The following is an 18,217-nucleotide window of genomic DNA, read 5'->3' as shown; positions in this document are numbered from 1 at the left end:
AGCTACGAACTCGCCAGCGACAACTTCACCGCGAACCCGATGAACAACGCCCCCGCCGCCGAGGTCGCCCCCGCCGACAGGCGCCGACGGCGGCGGAAGGCCGCGGCCAGCTTGGTGCCGCCGAATATCAGCGCGGAGAGGTACAGGAAGCTCGCGAGCTGGGCGAAGACGCCGAGGACGACGAAGGAGAGGGCGGGGTAGGCGTACCCCGGGTCGACGAACTGCACGAAGAAGGCGACGAAGAAGAGAATCGCCTTCGGATTGAAGAGACTGACGACAAGAGCACGCCGGAAGGGCCGCTCGTCGGTGGCGGCGGGCGCCTCGTGGACTTCGGCTTCTTCCCGCCGGGTCCGCCACATCCCCCAGGCGGCCCTCAACATCCCTATCGCCAGCCAGGTCAGATAACCGGCACCGGCGTACTTCACGATCCCGAACAACAAGGCGTTCGCCTGGAGCAGCGAAGCGACCCCGGCCGCGGAGAGCGTCATCAATGCGGCGTCCCCACACCAAACACCGGCCGCGGCCGTGTACCCGGTGCGGATCCCTCGGCGGGCGGCGACGGAAAGGACGTAGAGGGAGTTGGGACCGGGCAGCAGGACGATCAGGACGAGTCCTGCCAGATAGGTGGGGAGATCGATGACACCGAACATGAAAAGGAGTGTCGCACGGGGGTACGACACTCAGCCTCCATGTTTTGCCAGACGGAACGACCGCCCTGCTCAGAAGGCATCCGTCGGTACGTAAGTCCCCCAAATCCCCCGGAGGGCATTGCACACCTCCCCCACCGTCGCCCGTGCGCGCAGTGCGTCCTTCATCGGGTACAGGACGTTGTCCGTGCCCTCGGCCGCCTTCGTCAGCGCCGCCAGTGCCGAATCCACCGCACCTTGGTCGCGCCCGGCCCGTAGCTTCGCGAGGCGTTCCGCCTGTTGGGCCTCGATGGCAGGGTCCACGCGGAGGGGCTCGTACGGTTCCTCCTCGTCCAGCTGGAAGCGGTTGACGCCGACGACCACCCGCTCGCCCGAGTCCGTCTCCTGGGCGATCCGGTACGCGTTGCGCTCGATCTCGCCCTTCTGGAAGCCGTGCTCGATGGCCGACACCGCCCCGCCGAGCTCCTCCACCTTCGTCATCAACTCGACCGCCGCCGCCTCCACCTCGTCCGTCATCCTCTCGACGGCGTACGAGCCCGCGAACGGATCCACCGTCGCCGTCACGTCCGTCTCGTACGCCAGGACCTGCTGGGTGCGGAGTGCCAGTCGCGCGCTCTTGTCAGTCGGCAGCGCGATCGCCTCGTCGAAGCTGTTCGTGTGCAATGACTGCGTGCCGCCGAGGACCGCGCCCAGGCCCTGCAGCGCGACCCGGACCAGGTTCACCTCGGGCTGCTGGGCCGTCAGTTGGACGCCCGCCGTCTGGGTGTGGAAGCGGAGCATCAGGGATTTCGGGTTCCTCGCGCCGAACTCCTCCCGCATCACCCTGGCCCAAATCCTGCGTGCGGCGCGGAACTTGGCGACCTCCTCCAGGATCGTCGTACGGGCTACGAAGAAGAAGGAGAGACGCGGGCCGAAGTCGTCGACGTCCATGCCCGCCGCGACCGCCGTGCGGACGTACTCGATGCCGTCCGCCAGCGTGAAGGCGATCTCCTGTGCGGGGGACGCGCCCGCCTCCGCCATGTGGTAGCCGGAGATCGAGATGGTGTTCCACTTCGGGATCTCGGTCTTGCAGTACTTGAAGATGTCCGCGATCAGACGGAGGGAGGGCTTCGGCGGGAAGATGTACGTTCCCCGCGCGATGTACTCCTTCAGTACGTCGTTCTGGATCGTGCCCGTCAGCTGCCCTGCCTGTACGCCCTGCTCCTCCCCCACCAGCTGGTACATCAGCAGGAGGAGAGCCGCGGGGGCGTTGATCGTCATCGACGTGGAGACCTGGTCCAGCGGGATGCCGCCGAACAGCACCCGCATGTCCTCCACCGAGTCGATCGCCACCCCCACCTTGCCGACCTCGCCGTGCGCGATCGGGGCGTCGCTGTCGTGGCCCATCTGGGTGGGCAGGTCGAAGGCGACGGACAGGCCCGTCGTGCCGTGGGCGATCAGCTGCCGATAGCGGGCGTTGGACTCCGTCGCCGTGCCGAAGCCGGCGTACTGGCGCATCGTCCAGGGACGGCCCGTGTACATCGACCCGTAGACGCCGCGCGTGAAGGGGTAGGCGCCGGGCTCACCCAGCTTCTGCGACGGGTCCCAACCCGCCAGGGCCTCCGGTCCGTAGACCGGGTCGATGGGCAGTCCGGATTCCGACTCGCGCGTCATGTCCCCACAATGCCGCGTCGTTCGCAACCAGTCATCCGGGGAACACATCTCAGGTGACGTCAGTGCACATCGGTGAGACGACGGTGAGACGACGGGGGTCCGTAATGCGTACTAAGGGCATGGGGAGATCGTTTGCCGCGGTGGCGGCCCTGACGGCCCTGGCCGCCCTGTGCGGCTGCACCGTCCAGGCCGCCGACGGAGACGGCAAGCACCAGTCGCCCGTGCGCATAGAGCTCCCCAGCAGCGAACCGAGCACCAAGTCCTCCTCCGCCCCCGCCGACGGCAAGCCGTCCGCCACGCCCACGCCCGCCGCCCCCAAGGTGCTCTGGACCCGCGGCGACTCGGGCAAGGGCGTCCGCGAACTCCAGGCCAGGCTGCGCCAGGTCGCCTGGCTCTTCGACGGTCCGACAGGGTCGTACGACGATCTGACCGAGCAGGCGGTCAAGGGCTTCCAGGGAAAGCGCGGGCTGCCGAAGACGGGGAAGACCGACGCCGTCACCTGGCAGCGGCTGCTGCGGATGACGCACGAGCCGGGCCGGTGGGAGCTGTATCTGATGGGCGGGCAGCCGGCCGACGCGCCGGACGCGCGTTGTCTGACCGGGCGGGTGCTGTGCATCAGCAAGTCGAGCCGGACGCTGCGCTGGATGGTGGACGGGCAGACCCTGTCGACGGTGTCGGTGCGGTTCGGCGCGCAGTACACACCCACCCGCGAAGGTGTGTTCCAGATCTACTGGAAGTCACGTCACCATGTGTCGACCCTCTATGACTCGCCCATGCCCTACGCCATGTTCTTCAGCGGGGGCCAGGCCGTCCATTTCTCGTCCGACTTCGCGATGCGCGGTTACGCCGGTGCCTCGCACGGTTGCGTCAACGTTCGGGACGAGGCGGCTATCGCGGACCTGTTCGCGCAGGTGAGGGTCGGCGACAAGGTCGTCGTCCACTGGTGAACGGCGGAAGGGTTTGGGGCGCGGGCGGGACCGGGGGAACGTGTCCCGCCCGCGCCGAGGTGCACGAGCCGTGGGTACGGGGGGAACCCCGGCTCTGTGCGACGGCCGATGACCAGTCGGCTCACTGAGTACTGCGCCCGGGCGCCCGAAAGTGTCACACCCGGCGCGAAAAAAGTTTCACGAGTTACGAAATCGCAGGTCGGAGACGTATGGGACGCCTCGGACGGCTCTCAGAGCGCGCTGTACGTCGGGCTCGGCGTCGGCTGCGCGGAGTCCGAGGACGGTGACGATTCCGGGGACGGCTCCGGCGAGGGCGACTCCTGCCTGGGCAGGAAGGGCGCGTAGGACGACGGGGACGAGGGCGACGGCGAGTCCGATACGCCGTCCCCGTGGTGGTCGTTGCCGCCACCGGGAGCTATGCCCTGTTCGTCGCCGCTGTTGCCGTTCTCCTCGCCCTGCACTTCGTCGTCACTCTGACCGTTGCCGTTGCCGGACTCGTCCTCCGTGGTGTCCTCGACGGACGACAGAACGCCCTTGCAGTACGTCCACACGTGCGAGGAGCCGCCCGCCTCGCTCTCCAGCGTGTGCTTGCGGCTCGCGCCGAGTTCCTTGCCGTCGCGCATGTCACTGCAGGCCGAGGGGGCCCCGCTCCACATGTCGCCGCGCGACGCGGACTTGTCACCGGAGCCGTTGTTGTCCTTGTCGTCGCCCGTGTCCGAGCCGCCCCCGGCCGCCTCGCGCGAGGCGTCGCCGCCGGAACCGCCGCCGGTGCTGCCGGGCGTGGTCGAGCCGGTGCCGGAGGTGCCGCCGGACGGTTCGGTGAGCGGGCGCTCCGGTGTGACCGCGGCCGAGACCGAGGCCGCGGGGCCCGGTTCATCGTCGCCGAACGGAGTCGGCAGGACCCCGATGCCGGCCGCCACCGCGACCCCGCCGACCATGCCGACGGCCAGCGCGGCGGACAGCCCGAACCGCACGGGGCGGCCCCAGCGAGGGCGGCGCGGGGGACTGGCGTGGCGGGCGATACGGACGAGCCCGGCGTCGGAGGACCGCGTGTGGGTGGGGTGCCCGAGGGCGGCCCGCTCGCCGGCCCGGTCCGAACGTGCCGTACGGAACGCGGCCAACGCGGCTGCCTCGCCCGGGAGTTCGGCGCTGACGGAGGAGGGCTCGACGGACAGCGCGCCCAGGGTTTTGGCGAGCCGTTCCGCCTGGTCCCGGGAGGCGGCATCGACAGCTTCCAGTGACTCTCCGCGCAGCAAACTCTCCGCCGTTTCGCGGTCCAGCCATCTGTACTGCTCGTCGGCCATCACATGTCCTTCTGCGTCCGCGAACGCGTATGCGTCACAGTGGCGGACGTCACCGTGCGTTCGCGCGGTTCGCGCGGGGCCGGCAGCGCGTCGAGTACGCCGGCGGATTCCGGATCGCCGCCGAGCAGTTCCGCGAGCCGCTTCAGACCGCGGTGCGCGGCGGTACGTACGGCTCCCGGCCGTTTCCCGAGCGTCTCGGCGGCGGTCTTTGCGTCGAGGCCCACGACCACCCGTAGGACGACGGCCTCGGCCTGGTCCTGCGGCAGCTGGGCGATGAGGGAGAGGGTGCTGTCGGTGACCAGGGCCTCGATGGCCTCGCCGGCCGTGTCGGACTCGGCGGCCCGGCCGGTCAGCTCGGTCTCGTCGCCGCCTATCGCGGGGCGGCGACCGCGCATCCGTATGTGGTCCAGGGCGCGGTTGCGGGCGATCCGGGCGGCCCAGCCGCGGAACCGGTCGGCGTCCCCGCTGAAGCGCTCCAGGTCACGGGCGATCTGCAGCCAGGCCTCGGACGTGACGTCCTCGGCGTCCGGGTCGCCGACCAGCGTCCGGACGTATCCGAGCAGGCGTGGGTGCACGGCGCGGTACACAGTCCGGAACGCGGTCTCGTCCCCGTCCTGTGCCGCAAGCACCGCGGCGGTCAGCTCCGCGTCGTCCCCCAGCACGCCCATCCTTGCGCCTAAACCGGCGCCGCTCTCGCGGACCGGGTGCTCTCCGTTGTGGTTGCTCAATGAATGGTTGCGGTCTCAGGCCTCGGCGGACGTGAACGTCCATGGCCCGTAGCGAAAGGCACGTTACGGCGTCAAAGTGGCCCTCGTCCATGTCCGTACAACGTGCAACCACCTCGTGACGCGGTGGGGTGTGACAGAAAACGCAGTCATGGCGCTGAAGGAAGTACGGGCCGCCGCGCGGCCCGTGCCGCGCGACGGCCGGGGCCTCTCCTGTGGGGGGTGGCGGCCCCGGCCGTTGCCACGGTTTACCCCATCTGACCTGGGACGATGCGCTGAGCCCTCCCGAACACCGGATCGCCGGCCCTTTCAGCTGGGCCCTTGCCGGTGAGTTCGGTGTCGACGATCCGCCGCCAGTCGTCTGCTGAGTCGTCTTCCTGGTCAGTAGAACTCGACGGTGTTCACGCGGTTGAGCAGGCCGTGTCCGTCGAGGAGCCGGCTGGCGTTGGCGGCGAAGAGTTCGGCGATGAGACGGTCCTCCGCGGCGTTGAGAGCGGCGGTGTGGGGGCTCACCAGCACGTGGTCGTGGTCCCAGAGCGGACTGTCGGCGGGCAGCGGTTCCGTCTCGAAGACGTCCAGCGCGGCGAAGCCGACCCGGCCGTGGTCGAGGGCGTCGATCAGGGCGGCTTCGTCTACGACATTCCCACGCCCGACATTGACAAGGGTCGCGCCGGGCCGGAGGGCGTCGAAGAACCGCTTGCCGAGCAAGTGCTCGGTCGCCGCGGTGCCGGGGAGCGTGTTGACAACAGCGTCCACGGTGGGTGCCACCTCGACGAGCCGGTCGGGATGCACAATCTCGGCCACGCCTGGGACATCGATGTCCCGCCTGCTCGTACCGACGACCCTCGCGCCCAGCGCGTGCAGTTTCCCGGCGACGACCCGGCCGATCCCGCCGAGGCCGAGCACGAGCACGGTCTGCTCGCTCACCTGCTTCATCGTCCAGCGGCCGCTCCACTCGTGGTCGCGCTGCCGGCGGATCAGGCGGGGCAGGTCCTTGGCTCCCGCGAGCACGCCGAGGACGGCGAACTCGGCGAGCGGCTGTCCGTGCACCCCGGCCGAGGTGGTGAAGGCGACCCGGTCGAGCTCTGCGGCGCCGAGTCCCGCCGCCTTGACCTGGCTGCCGCCGCCGGCCGCCATGGTGTGGACCCAGCGCAGCCGCTCGTTGGCGCGGACCGCTCGCGCCAGCGCGGACGGGTCCACGTCGGGGATGCCGTACAGCGCGTCGGCGGAGTCGAGAAGCACCTCGTACGCGCGCTGCTGTCGCGGCGTGCGCCGCCAGGCCGGGTCGCCTGCGAAGTCGGCGGGCCAGCGCATGGGCGGGAGGAGCGCATGGTCGACGACGATATCGATCCGCGGCTCCAACTCCCGGATGCGCGCGCGGTTCTCCTCGGACAGCGGTGCGGCGACGGCGACCCGGAGCCGGCCCGCCTTTCCCATCAGGCGACCTGCTTCCGCAGGGCCTCGACCTCGGAGTCCAGGTCGGCCTCGCGGGCGACGATCTCCCTGACCGCCGCGAGCGCCTCCTCGGCGCGGTGCGGGGGAATCACGATCACGCCGTCGGCGTCGGCGGCGACGATGTCGCCGGGGTTCACCACCACCCCGCCGATGGCGACGGGTTCGCCGATCGTGCCCGGCCCGTTCTTGAAGGGTCCGGCGGGCGTCAGCCCGCGCGCGAAGACGGGCACGCCGAGCTTCTCGATGATCGCGCCGTCGCGCACATAGCCGTCGACGACCGCACCGACGGCGCCGTACACGTCGAACCGCTGGGCGAGGTTGTCGCCGACGATGGCGCGGCCCTCGTAGCCGAAGGCGTTGATGACGAGGATGTCGCCGGGGCGGATGTGTTCGAGCGCGGCGATCACGGCCTTGTTGTCGCCCGCGACGGTGAGCACGGGGAGCGCGGTGCCGACGGCCCGGGCCCCGTTCCACACGGGCGCGATGCCCCCGTCGACGATATTCAGCCGGTCGAGGGCGTCGCCGAGGTTGGCCACCGAGTGCTCGCGGAACTGATCGAGCACGTGCCGGTCGACACGTTCCCACCCCGTACCGACGCGCACGTTGTCCTGGGTCATCGAGAGCCCCTTCCAAAAAATGCGAACTCTTTCGCGTTTCGACGCACCAGTCTGCAGCCATCCGCGCCACCAGGCAAGGGGTGACAACTGCCGGACCTGCTGGAACAACCGGGGAAACATGACGGAATCGCAAGGTTGACACGGACGCAACTCCAGCCCTTGACCACCCCGAGAATGCGAACCTATTCTCATTCGCGATTCGAGTCGCAGCTTGGAGCAGTACCTCTCCGCCGGTCCCCAGGACACCGCTTCGGCAGTCCGCGACACCGAAAGTTGAAGCTATGGCAACGTCAGATCGGCTCCACACCACGTCAAACCAGCCAGAGGCGCCGGCCGTCACCGCACAGGACAAGGTTGTCCGCAAGGCCACCGTCGCGGGAGCGATCGGCTCGTTCGTGGAGTGGTACGACTACGGCATCTACGGCCTGCTCGTCACCTATCTCGCGCTCAACATCATGGGCGACGCCGGTGCCGGAGGGCTCTTCCTCACCAACGTCGGTTTCCTGATCAGCTTCCTCGCGCGCCCCTTCGGCAGCGTGATCTGCGGGTACCTCGGGGACAAGCTGGGGCGCAAGACGCTCCTGGCTACTCTGCTGGTGCTCATCTCCGGGGCGACGGCGGCGATCGGCCTCATCCCCTCCCACACCGCGATCGGGGTCGGCGCGCCCGTCCTTCTGGTCCTGCTCCGGGTGCTCCAGGGCTTCTCGGCGGGCGGCGAGGTGGCGGGCGCCATGTCGTTCGTCGGCGAGTACGCACCGGACGCGCGCCGCAACTTCATGATGAGCTTCATCGCCGTCGGCTCGTTCGTGGCCCTCATGTTCGGCAGCACCCTCTCCGCCGTCCTCATCACGGCGCTCGGCGACGACGCGATGACCTCCTGGGCGTGGCGGGTCCCGTTCCTGGTCGCCGTACCACTCGGCTACGTCGGCTTCTACATCCGTAGCAAGCTGGAGGAGACCCCGCACTTCACGGCGCTGCGGGAGCAGAAGACCGTCGCCCGCAACCCGCTCAGAGAGGCGCTGACCTCCAAGCGGCACCTGAAGGCGATCGCGCTCACGATCTTCCTGCCCGCGCTCAACGGCCCCGGCTACTACCTGCTGTTCGCCTACATGCCGACGTATCTGAAGACCTCGCTCGGCGACCACAACTTCTCGATGGTGCGGGCGCTCATGGTCACCGCGTGCAGCCTGATCGCGATCGTGATCAGCATTCCGCTCATGGCGCGGCTGTCGGACCGCATCGGCCGCAAGCCCGTGCTGGCCATCTCCGCCGTCGCCATGGCCGTGGTCTCCTACCCCATGTTCCTGCTCATCACCACCGGCGAGTTCGGCCTCGCCTGTATCGGCACGGTCGTCCTCGCGATCGCCTTCTCCGGCCACGCCGCCGTGGTGCACACCGTGCTCGCCGAGATGTTCCCGACCAGCGTGCGCTACTCCGCGTACAGCATCGGGTTCAGCATCTCGACGATCATCTTCGGCGGCAGCGCCCCGCTCGTGATGACCGAGCTCATCGAGTCGACGGGGTCCAACCTCATACCGGCGTTCGCCGCGATCATCACCGCATCGATCACCCTGGTCACCGTGGCGTTCCTGCGGGAGACCAAGGGGCAGCCGCTCGCGGCCCACTGAACCGAACCGCACTTCGGGAGACACCTCATGACATCCGGAATCAACTCGGTGGCAGTCGTCGCCGACCTCGGCGAGAGCTTCGGCAACTACACGATCGGCGACGACGCCGCCCTGCTCGGCCTCGTCACCGCGTCGAACATCGCGTGCGGCTTCCACGCCGGCGACCCGCGCATCATGGACCGGACCGTCGCCGACTGCGTCGAGCGCGGCATCGAACTGGGCGCCCACCCCGGCTACCCCGACCTTGTCGGGTTCGGCCGCCGGCTCATCGAGGCGACGGAGGAGGAGATCCGCACCGACGTCCTCTACCAGCTCGGCGCGCTCGACGCCTTCGCGCGCGTGCACGGCGGCACGATCAGCCATGTCGCCCCGCACGGCCGTATGGGCTCGATAGCGCAGACCGACGCCAAGCACGCCCGCGCCATCACGGACGCGATCGCCGCGTACAACAGGGAGTACATCGTCATCTGTCAACGCGGCCTGCTCGCCGAGGAGTCGTACAAGCGCGGCCTCGACGTGGGGTACGTCTTCCTCGCCGACCGCGGCTACGGCGACGACGGCATGCCCGTCCCGCGCTCGCACGAACAGGGCCTCATCTACGACCCCGAGCTCATCGGCGAGCGCTGCGTGCAGGTCGCGCGGGAAGGCACCGTGCGCTCGGTGGACGGCAACGTCGTACCGCTCGGCCACGACGTCGACGTACTCCTGCTGCACGGCGACCACCCGTCCGTACTCGCCAACGGCACCGCCCTGCGGGCCGGGTTGGACGCGGCGGGTGTCAACGTCACAGGTCTGAAGGACGTGTTGGCCGAGAAGGCGAAGGCACTGGTCTGAACACCCCATGGCTGCCGCACAGTTCCCCGCCGTCACCGTCGAGCCCTTCGGGGACTCGGCGGTGATGGTGACCGTCCCCCACCCCGACCCGGTGGTCCGCCGGACCGCGATCGTCGCCTTCCGCGAGCGGTTCCTGGCGCACCGCCCGCCCGGCGTGCTGGATGTCGTCTCCGGCCTGGAGTCGCTGCTCGTCGAGTACGACCCGCTGGCCACCGCACCCCAGCACGTCGAGTACGCGATACGGCTGCTCGCGGAGCGGCCGCCGGCCGAGCAGCGGTCCGCACGCGCGCGTACGGCTCGCCGGTTCGCCATTCCGGTCGTGTTCGACGAGGAGACGGGACCCGATCTGCTGTCCGTCGCCGAGGAGGTGGGCCTGGCGCCCGCCGAAGTGGTCGACGCGATCGCGGAGTCCACGTTCACGATCTCTCTCCTGGGCGCGGCGATGGCCCCGATGATGGACGGGCTCCAGGTGCCCCGGCCGGTACGGCGACGGGCCGAGCCGCGTACCGACGTGACCCCGGGGGCGATCATGATCGCGGGCACCAACGCGATCATCCAGCCGTTCCCGGGCCCGACCGGCTGGCGGGTGGTCGGGCGCACTCCGCACACCATCGTCGACATCTCCCGCCCGGACCCCGTGTCGTTCGGCACGGGTGACATCGTGCGGTTCGTGCCGGTCACGCGGGACGAGGCGGCGGCGCTGGGCGCGGGCTTCCTGATGCCGGTGGAGGTGCCCGTATGAGAACCGTGGGCCTCGACATCACCGGCACCGGGTGGGTCACGACGTTCCAGGACCTCGGCCGGCGCGACAGCGAACGCCGTGGAGTTCCCACCGGCGGCGCGGCCGACCAGCACTCGGCGGCCGTGGCGAACGTCCTCGTGGGCAACCCGCGGGGCGCCACGTTGATCGAAAACCTCGGGGGCGAGCCGGCCTTCGTGCCCGACGCCGACGTCCTGGTCGCCGTGACCGGCGCCCCCGGCCTGGTCACCGTCGGCGGCGCGCCCGTCGACAGCTGGTCGCCGGTGGTGGTGCCGGCGGGCCAGGAGATCCGCGTGCGCGGCGACATGGGCCTCGGTGCCCGGACCTACCTGGCAGTGAGCGGAGTGCTCGCGGCGGAGACCCTGCTGGGCAGCGCCGCCCCGGACCCGCGCATGGGGTTCGCGCAGGCCCTCGGGGCGCGGGTCCTGCTGGAGTCCGGGTTCCGGGGATTCGGGCGCAGTCACTTCAGTCCCCCGTTCTTCCGGCTTCCGGTCCCCGTCCCACGCCGCCCGGCGGGGCCCTGGGTCGTCGACGTCGTCGAGAGCTACGGCGCCCGCGCGATCCCCGGGGTCCGTGAGCTGATCGCGGTGTCGTCGTACGTCGTCACCGCCCGCTCGAACCACGTCGGCCTGCGGCTCGACGGACCGGTGCTGCACCCGGACACGGACGCCGAGATCGTGTCGCACGGGGTGCCGATCGGGGCGCTCCAGATCCCGCACGCGGACGAGCTGATCGTGCTCGGCCGCTACCGGAGTCTGACGGCGGGCTACCCGATTGTCGGAGTCGCCTCGCAGGCGTCGCTCCCGCTGCTCGGGCAGGCCGGGCCGGGTCGGGAGCTGCGGTTCCGGTGGGTGGACCGGGAGACCTCGGTGCGCCGGTCCACGGAGCGGGAGAGCGCGCTGCGGGCGCTGGAGCTGGCGACGGCCGAGGCCTTCGGCGCGCTCGGTTTCACGGGGCACTTGATCCACCAATAGATGAGAAACTATTCTCACTTGATACGGATGTCTCGATACGGACATCTCACCTGGAGGAGGAACGGTGACGCGGACCGCGCTCATCACAGGCGCCGGCAGCGGAATGGGCCTGGAGACCGCCCGCCTGCTCGCCCGGGACGGCATCGCCGTCGTCCTCGTCGGCCGCCGGCAGGAGGCGCTCGACAAGGCCGGGGCGGCGATCCACGCCGAGGGAGGGACGGCCCTCGCCCTCGCGGCGGACATCACCCGCGCCGACGACGTGACCCGCGTCATCGACCGGATCCACGCCGAACTCGGCCCGGTCGACATCCTCGTCAACAACGCGGGAAGCTCCTCGTCGGTGCTCAACCCGCGGTGGCTGCCGCACGAGGAATGGCGCCAGGTCCTGGACGTGAACCTCACGGCCGTCTTTCAGCTCACCCAGGCCGTGCTGCCCGACATGCTCGGCCGCGGCGGAACGATCGTCACGGTCTCCTCGCTCGCCGCCGTCAACCCCAACCTGCTCGGCGGAGCGGCCTACGGAGCGGCCAAGGCCGGGGTCCGCAACTTCATGACCTTCCTGCACAACACCTTCCGCAATGTGGGCCTGCGGGCCATCACCGTGCTGCCCGGCGAGGCGGACACCCCCATCCTCGACAACCGCGCCCGGCCGCCGGTGGCGGAGGAACGCGCCCACATGCTCCAGCCGGAGGACGTGGCGGAGGCCATCCGCCTCGCGGTCACGCTGCCCCAGCGGGTCGTCCTCCAGGAGATCGTCGTCGCCCCGACCCGGCAGCGCGACACCTCGGCCGACCTTGAGATCAGCCGCTGGGCGGGCGCTCCCGCCGGCGCCCAGGACTGATCACCCCCACCTTTCAGGAGGAGCGCATGCCGCCCACCGTCACCACCACCGCCCCGCCGCTCGCGTTCGCGCCCGCCGCGGCCGTCGCCCGGATCGCCACCGCCTCCCGCCGGACGCAGCAACCGCAGTCCGGAGGCGACCTCGTCTCCCTCGCCATGGGCGAACCCGACTTCGACACACCACAGCAGGTCACCGAGGCGGCGGAAGCCTCGCTGCGCGCAGGCCGCACCCACTACTCGCCGCTGCTGGGCGAGCCGGCGTTGCGCGAAGCGCTGGCCGAGAAGCTGACGGGCATCGCCGGCGCGCCCGCTTCCCCCGCCGACATCCTGATCACCCAGGGCGGCACCGCCGGTCTCGCCGCGTCGATCCTCGGCATCGTCGACCCCGGCGACAAGGTGGTCATCCCCGACCCCACGTACTCCCTCTACGCCGACCTGGTGAACATGGCCGGCGGAGTCGTCGTCCCCGTCCCGCTCGCCCCCGACCTGCACTGGGACCTCGACCGACTGGCCGACGCCCTCCACGGGGCGAAGCTCTTCGTGTTCTGCAACCCGAGCAACCCGACCGGAATCGTGCACAGCCGGGCCGAGTTGGAGGCGCTCGCCGACCTGCTCGACGGCACACCCACCCTCGTCATCTCCGACGAGGCGTACGCCGACCTCGACTTCACCGGCCGACCGTTCACCTCGACGATCTCGCTCGACGGCCTGCGCGACCGTACGGTCTACTGCCAGACCTTCTCCAAGAGTTACGCGATGACCGGCTGGCGCGTGGGCTACCTCTGGGGCCCCACGCCGCTGATCCAGGCTGCCGCACGCATCCACAACACCTTCAACGGCTCGGTGAACACGTTCATCCAGGACGCCGCGCTCGTCGCCGTGCGGACCTGCGAGGCCGACATCGCGAGGATGCGGGCGGAGTACGAGGCACGCCGCGAGATCATGCGGGCGGAACTCGCCCAGATCCCGGGCCTCACGCTGAGTTCCCCTGAAGGCGCGTTCTACCAGTTCCCCCGCTACGACCTCGATCTGCCGTCGGTCGAGGTCGTAGCGGCACTGCGCACGACGTACGGGGTGGCCGTGCGGCCCGGCGGCGAGTTCGGCGCCTCGGGCGAGGGGCATCTGCGGCTGTCGTACGCTGCCGACGCGGATTCCATCACCGAGGGCGTCCGTCGTCTGGCTCACGGTCTCGCGGCCCTTCGGTGAACGCCGCCGCCACGCAAACGGGGGGTCGACCCATGCGCAGTGACACCCAGCGCAATCGCAGGCAACTCATCAAGGCCGCGGCAGAGTTGTTCGAGAACTCGCCGACCCCGGTCAGCCTCGCCGAGATCGCCAAACGCGCCGAGGTGTCCACCGCCACGGCATACCGGCACTTCTCCTCCGTCGAGGACGTCCTGCACGCCTTCCGGGCTCAAGTCGGCTCCGAACTGCGGGACTTCAGCACGGCGCAGACGACCCGCGGCATGCAGCGGCTGGAGACGGTATCCCGCTACTGGGTGTCGCTCGTCCTCGAACACGGGGGAGCGATGGCGCAGATGCGGTCGCACCGTGGCTATCTGGAGCGGCTGCGGGAGGGCACCGGCTATCTCGCTCCGCAGGCCGAGGCGCTCACCGAGCCCCTGCGGCAGACCACCGAGGACCTCGGCCTCGGCGATCTCGGTGACGAAGCCCTGTACCTGTGGAACGCCCTGTTCGACCCCCGCGACATCCTCGACCTCATCAAGAGCGGACACACCGAGGACGAGGCCGCCTCACGCCTCGTGGCCGCACTGCGCGGCGCCCTCATCGGCTGGTCCACGGCGCCGGACCGGAGGGTTGAGTGAGATCGACACCGCGGTTCAGAACCCCTTGGCGACAGGGTCAGGACGGCAACTCGGGTGTCATGGCCGTACTCGCCGCGACCGGCACCGTGGTGCTCACCAAGGGGTGCCGGCGACGCGGCGGTCGCTCTGGCCTCGCCCAGCAGCGCGATCCTCGCGCGGGGAGCCTGTGGGCGCTCGCCGGCGGCCAGGGCGATGACATCGACCTCGTGCTTCGTCCGGGCGCTCTGGTCGGCGACCTCGGTGGTGCCGACCGGGCCGGGCAGTCCATCAGGCAACAGGGTGTGGGCGTAACGGCGGGTGAAGTCGCGGGCCAGGTCCTCGAACTGCGGCCCGAGGATCTTGGAGTTGAAGGTCGGAGCGGCCTGCTGCCACACCTGCTCGGCGAACCCCTGCTCCACGGCGGCGGCCTGCGGGAGGGTGATGAGCTGGTTGAAGCGGATGACAGGGTCGGCGAGGGTACTTCGACAAAATCGTCGCACTGGATTTACCCCTGAGCTTCGACACCCGACGGTTGGCCGCATGACGAGCTCGATGTGCTGGGCGTCAGGCCTGCACGGTGGGCCGGACGACGATCTCGCTGATGTCGATGCCGGCAGGCTGCTCGATCGCGTAACCGATCGCGGACGCGATGGCGGAGGGCGGGATGGCGATCTCGTCGCGCTGCCGGACGAACGCCGCCGCCACTTCGGGGCTCGCCCCCTTGCCCACGCCCTCGGTGTTGGTGAACCCCGGTGAGACGAGGGTGACACGCAGGTCGGGTCCCGACTCCTGCCGCAGGCCCTCGGTCAGCACCTTCACCGCGGTCTTGGTGGCCGCGTAGACGCCCTGCGGGGACTTCACGACGTAGGCGGCGGTGGAGGCGACGTTGACGAAGTGGCCCGAGCGCTGCCGCCGGAAGACGGGAAGTGCCGCCCCGATACCGTTCAGCAGGCCGGTGACATGGGTGGCGACCATGGCGTCCCAGTCGTCCTGACGCAGCTCGTCGAAGGGTGACACCGCCATCGTGCCGGCGTTGGAGACCAGGACATCGAGCCGGCCGAACCGGTCGACCGCCGTGTCCGTCAGGCGCTTGAGGTCCTCGCGGCGCGTCACGTCGATGACGGTCCCGACGGCCGAGCCGCCCTTCGCCGTGATCTGGTCCACCACCGCGTTCAGTCGGTCCTCCCGTCGGGCCCCGAGCACGAGCCGGGCCCCTTTCTCGGCGAGGTAGGTCGCCGTCGCCGCTCCGATGCCGCTGCTGGCACCGGTGATCGCTATGACCTTGCCCTCGATACCTGACATGATCAACGTCCTTCCAAGGAGGATGTGCGCAGGTCAGCCCATGACCTACAGTGGAACTGGGGAATCCCCCACTTACGTCAGACTAAGTGGGGGCGCCTCCGTTTAGCAAGCGAAGGGAACCGGAGAGGGGAATGGCGACCGCTGATGGCCGACAGGGCACCACGCCCGTTGCGAGCTGACGCACGGCGTAACAGAGAGAAGATCCTCACGGCTGCGGTGCGCGTGTTCGCCGAGGAGGGGCTGGACACGCACCTGGAACGCATCGCCAAAGAGGCGGGCGTGGGCAGCGCGACCCTGTACCGCAACTTCCCCACCCGGGAGGCTCTGATCGAGGCGGTCTACCGCAACGAGCTCGCCCAGCTGTGCGACGCCGTCCCCGGTCTGCTCGCGGCGAAACCACCCTACGAAGCCCTGCACGCCTGGACACGCCTCTTCCTGGACTACGTCACCACCAAGTCCGGCATGATCGACGCCTTGCGTGCCATCGCCGCGGCGGGAAGCAACCCCTACGGCCAGAGCCGGGACATGATCCAGGCCGCCATCACCGCGCTGATGGACGCATGTGCGGCCGCCGGGACGATCCGCACCGACATCAGCCCGAACGACATGGCTGCCGCCCTCGAAGGCATCGCCCTCACCTCGGCCAAACCCGAGCAGCGGGAACGGGCCGAACGCCTGCTCGACCTCACCCTGGACGGCCTGAAGACCCGTTCGTGAGGGCGGTTCGGCTAGTTGTTCTTTCCCTTGGCCTTTTCGGCCGCTGCTTCCGTCGGCGCCTCGGTCGGCTTCTTCGTGCTGCCCGGATTCTCGGTCGCCTTGCCAGGTGTGGTCGGTGTGGGCTGGGCGAGCTGTCCGGCGCAGTACGCGGCGACGTTCCCCTCGCCGCCCGCGGCGGTGACGAGCCGCTTCCAGACCGTGGAGTTCAGGACGTTGCCGCGGTCCTTGACCTGCTCGTAGGCGCGGCAGTGGGCCTCGGTGTCCTTGGCGGTGGAGGGGCGGTCCGAGGGCGCCGAGCCGGCCCGGGAGGGGCCCGCAGTGGAGGACCGCTCGGCCGGTGCGCTCACCGAGGAACGCGAGCGCCCCGAGTCGGCGTCGTCCGTGGAGGAGCCGCTCGATCCGATCGCCGCGACCGCGACGCCGCCCAGCGTGAGGCTGCCCAGGACCACGGCGAACGTGGCCTTCGCCGGGCGCCCGGCCCAGTGCCGCCGCTCCCGGGGCCGCCAGTCGTCACGGCGCCGGGTGCGCGCCTGGTGCTCCCCGGCGTCACGGGCGGCCAGGAACGCGGCCACGGCCCGCCCCTCCGCCTCGGGGTCGACGACGGCACCCTCGACGCGCACGGCGGCGGCGAGCAGCGCCTCCAGACCGCCACTGCCGGACACCGGCCCGGGCACGGCGCCGCCAGGGAGCGCACGCCGATGGCCGGAAGCTCCCTCGCCGCTCTGCCGTTCACCCATGTCCGTATCCGTCCCTGTCCGACGACACACTGCCCTTGCCGCGCCCACTGCTGCGGCTTCCGCTTCCGCTTTCGTTCATTTCGACTCCCCCAGCGTTCGGGGACCCTCATCCGTCACACCTTCGACGCCCAACTGCCGGGCGAGGCGCTTCAGCCCCCGGTGCGCGGCGGTGCGTACCGCGCCCGGGCGCTTACCGAGAACGCGCGCGGCGGCGGGGCCGTCGAGACCGACGACAACACGCAGCAGCACGGCCTCGGCCTGGTCGCGCGGCAGCCCGCGGACCAGGTCCAGGGCCCGCTCGGTGGAGATGGACTCCAGCGCCTGGTCGTACGTGCTGTGCGGGCCCGGCAGATCCAGTACGTCGTCCTGCTCCAGCCCCGACGCCCGGGGCCGTACCCGCAGCCGCCGCAGATGGTCGAGCGCCCGGTGCCGGGCGATGGTCGCCGTCCAGCCGCGGAAGCCCGCCCCGTCGCCCTTGAACCGCCCCAGGTCGCGGGCGATCTCCAGCCAGGCGTCGGAGGCCACGTCCTCGGCGTCGGCGCCGACCAGGCCGCGCAGATAACCGAGCAGTCCGGGCTGCACGATCCGGTACGCGACCGCGAAGGCGGCCTCGTCGCCTTCCTGGGCTCGCGCGACGGCCGCGCCCAGTTCCGCATCGTGCGGCTGCACGCGGCGGGGTTCCCCTCGCTGGCCCAAGAACTGTCCTCGTCCGTACCGAGTTCATGGCGAGTCCGCACCGCGCGGGTGCGACCGCCCTTGTTCACGTCCCCCACGATCATCAGCGCCGGACCGCACCGAAGTGTCACAGCGCGCCAGGTGGCCCGGGCCCTTGCGCGCCCTCCCGTGCAGCATCAGATAGAAGGTCTGGAGCGACTCCCCGGGCCCGCCCGCCTCGAAGCGGTTGTGGACCTTGCCGACGGGGTTCCAGACCCGGCCGTCCGGCATGCGTACGCCGGCCGGCTGGCCGAAGTAGGCCCGCTGATCGGCGTCGAAGTCCACCCAGGCCGCGCCCGCCCGGCGCACCAGCACCTCACCGACGTAGGCGCCGAGCCCGAAGAGCGTGTCCCGGGCCCTCTCCCGGTCGGCGCCGCCCTTGCGCAGCCCGTCGATCAGGAAGTCGACGACCCGCAGGCTGGCCACGGAGTAGTCGAGCGGCAGCCGGCTGCGGGCGGTGACGCGGGCGACGAAGTCGGTCGCACACGCCCGCATTCCGCTCGCACGGGGTGCAGTGTCGGTCACCTTGTTCACAACTTGTTCCATGAATCCGTCCCC

General features: G+C 70.3%; 19 protein-coding genes and 1 pseudogene. 9 read left to right on the top strand and 11 right to left on the bottom strand.

Going from position 1 to position 18,217, the window contains the following annotated elements; translation table 11 throughout:
- Positions 1-2: 2 nt before the first annotated feature.
- Positions 3-650, bottom strand: coding sequence for a leucine efflux protein LeuE (leuE, locus tag AC5DRG_RS33170; protein ID WP_491803174.1), 648 nt, complete (start codon positions 648-650; stop codon positions 3-5).
- A 69-nt stretch (positions 651-719) separates the two neighbouring features.
- Positions 720-2,300 carry an acyl-CoA mutase large subunit family protein gene (locus AC5DRG_RS33165; protein WP_491803173.1) on the bottom strand — a complete coding sequence of 527 codons (1,581 nt, stop codon included), beginning with the start codon at positions 2,298-2,300 and terminating at the stop codon, positions 720-722.
- A gap of 119 nt (positions 2,301-2,419) precedes the next feature.
- Here AC5DRG_RS33165 and AC5DRG_RS33160 point away from each other — a divergent pair, with 119 nt between their 5' ends.
- Positions 2,420-3,247, top strand: a complete 828-nt coding sequence (locus tag AC5DRG_RS33160) for a L,D-transpeptidase family protein (RefSeq protein WP_491803172.1) — start codon at positions 2,420-2,422, stop codon at positions 3,245-3,247.
- Positions 3,248-3,477: 230 nt separating this feature from the next.
- Here the strand turns inward: AC5DRG_RS33160 and AC5DRG_RS33155 are convergent, their stop codons facing one another.
- From AC5DRG_RS33155 to AC5DRG_RS33140, 4 genes are all read right to left on the bottom strand, one after another.
- Entirely contained in the window at positions 3,478-4,551 is a 1,074-nt protein-coding gene (locus AC5DRG_RS33155; RefSeq protein ID WP_491803171.1) for a hypothetical protein, read from the bottom strand.
- Entirely contained in the window at positions 4,551-5,213 is a 663-nt protein-coding gene (locus AC5DRG_RS33150; protein ID WP_491803170.1) for an RNA polymerase sigma factor, read from the bottom strand. Before AC5DRG_RS33150 ends, AC5DRG_RS33155 begins: the two co-directional genes overlap by 1 nt.
- Positions 5,214-5,657: 444 nt before the next feature.
- Entirely contained in the window at positions 5,658-6,713 is a 1,056-nt protein-coding gene (locus AC5DRG_RS33145; protein WP_491803169.1) for a D-2-hydroxyacid dehydrogenase, read from the bottom strand.
- Positions 6,713-7,348 carry an RraA family protein gene (locus tag AC5DRG_RS33140; RefSeq protein ID WP_491803168.1) on the bottom strand — a complete coding sequence of 212 codons (636 nt, stop codon included), beginning with the start codon at positions 7,346-7,348 and terminating at the stop codon, positions 6,713-6,715. The genes AC5DRG_RS33145 and AC5DRG_RS33140 overlap by 1 nt, the downstream gene beginning before the upstream one ends.
- 281 nt (positions 7,349-7,629) lie before the next feature.
- Here AC5DRG_RS33140 and AC5DRG_RS33135 point away from each other — a divergent pair, with 281 nt between their 5' ends.
- The 7 genes from AC5DRG_RS33135 (at position 7,630) to AC5DRG_RS33105 (ending at position 14,210) form a co-directional block, all read left to right on the top strand.
- Positions 7,630-8,976: an MFS transporter gene (locus AC5DRG_RS33135; protein WP_491803167.1), complete on the top strand. Its 1,347-nt coding sequence runs from the start codon at positions 7,630-7,632 to the stop codon at positions 8,974-8,976.
- A gap of 27 nt (positions 8,977-9,003) precedes the next feature.
- Positions 9,004-9,810: a LamB/YcsF family protein gene (locus tag AC5DRG_RS33130; protein WP_491803166.1), complete on the top strand. Its 807-nt coding sequence runs from the start codon at positions 9,004-9,006 to the stop codon at positions 9,808-9,810.
- A gap of 7 nt (positions 9,811-9,817) precedes the next feature.
- Positions 9,818-10,552: a 5-oxoprolinase subunit B family protein gene (locus tag AC5DRG_RS33125; RefSeq protein WP_491803165.1), complete on the top strand. Its 735-nt coding sequence runs from the start codon at positions 9,818-9,820 to the stop codon at positions 10,550-10,552.
- A complete protein-coding gene (locus tag AC5DRG_RS33120; protein ID WP_491803163.1) occupies positions 10,549-11,544 on the top strand; it encodes a 5-oxoprolinase subunit C family protein in 996 nt (331 codons plus the stop codon). Before AC5DRG_RS33125 ends, AC5DRG_RS33120 begins: the two co-directional genes overlap by 4 nt.
- 64 nt (positions 11,545-11,608) lie before the next feature.
- The gene (locus AC5DRG_RS33115; protein WP_491803162.1) at positions 11,609-12,385 is read left to right on the top strand and encodes an SDR family oxidoreductase; all 777 of its coding nucleotides are present in this window, start codon (positions 11,609-11,611) and stop codon (positions 12,383-12,385) included.
- A gap of 26 nt (positions 12,386-12,411) precedes the next feature.
- The gene (locus AC5DRG_RS33110; protein ID WP_491803161.1) at positions 12,412-13,590 is read left to right on the top strand and encodes a pyridoxal phosphate-dependent aminotransferase; all 1,179 of its coding nucleotides are present in this window, start codon (positions 12,412-12,414) and stop codon (positions 13,588-13,590) included.
- Between the two features lie 32 nt (positions 13,591-13,622).
- Positions 13,623-14,210 (top strand): TetR/AcrR family transcriptional regulator, encoded by a 588-nt coding sequence (locus tag AC5DRG_RS33105; protein ID WP_491803160.1) that lies wholly within the window; start codon positions 13,623-13,625, stop codon positions 14,208-14,210.
- A 113-nt stretch (positions 14,211-14,323) separates the two neighbouring features.
- On the opposite strand, the pseudogene AC5DRG_RS33100 reads toward AC5DRG_RS33105, so the two are convergent.
- Both AC5DRG_RS33100 and AC5DRG_RS33095 read right to left on the bottom strand, forming a co-directional pair.
- Positions 14,324-14,668: pseudogene (locus AC5DRG_RS33100) on the bottom strand (ATP-binding protein); the annotation flags it as partial.
- An 85-nt stretch (positions 14,669-14,753) separates the two neighbouring features.
- Positions 14,754-15,491, bottom strand: a complete 738-nt coding sequence (locus tag AC5DRG_RS33095) for an SDR family oxidoreductase (RefSeq protein WP_491803159.1) — start codon at positions 15,489-15,491, stop codon at positions 14,754-14,756.
- A 144-nt stretch (positions 15,492-15,635) separates the two neighbouring features.
- On the opposite strand from AC5DRG_RS33095, the gene AC5DRG_RS33090 reads away from it, so the two are divergent.
- Positions 15,636-16,208: a TetR/AcrR family transcriptional regulator gene (locus AC5DRG_RS33090; RefSeq protein WP_491803158.1), complete on the top strand. Its 573-nt coding sequence runs from the start codon at positions 15,636-15,638 to the stop codon at positions 16,206-16,208.
- An 11-nt stretch (positions 16,209-16,219) separates the two neighbouring features.
- Here the strand turns inward: AC5DRG_RS33090 and AC5DRG_RS33085 are convergent, their stop codons facing one another.
- The 3 genes from AC5DRG_RS33085 to AC5DRG_RS33075 all read right to left on the bottom strand — a co-directional run bounded on the left by AC5DRG_RS33085 (position 16,220) and on the right by AC5DRG_RS33075 (position 18,205).
- The gene (locus AC5DRG_RS33085; RefSeq protein ID WP_491803157.1) at positions 16,220-16,945 is read right to left on the bottom strand and encodes a hypothetical protein; all 726 of its coding nucleotides are present in this window, start codon (positions 16,943-16,945) and stop codon (positions 16,220-16,222) included.
- A 75-nt stretch (positions 16,946-17,020) separates the two neighbouring features.
- Positions 17,021-17,641: an RNA polymerase sigma factor gene (locus AC5DRG_RS33080; protein ID WP_491803156.1), complete on the bottom strand. Its 621-nt coding sequence runs from the start codon at positions 17,639-17,641 to the stop codon at positions 17,021-17,023.
- Positions 17,642-17,665: 24 nt separating this feature from the next.
- A complete protein-coding gene (locus AC5DRG_RS33075; protein WP_491803155.1) occupies positions 17,666-18,205 on the bottom strand; it encodes a hypothetical protein in 540 nt (179 codons plus the stop codon).
- Positions 18,206-18,217 lie beyond the last annotated feature (12 nt).

The sequence above is a fragment of the Streptomyces sp. JLBG701 genome, assembly GCF_058544905.1.
Note: the sequence above shows the minus strand (reverse complement) of the source record. Positions and strands in the feature narration are given on the sequence as shown.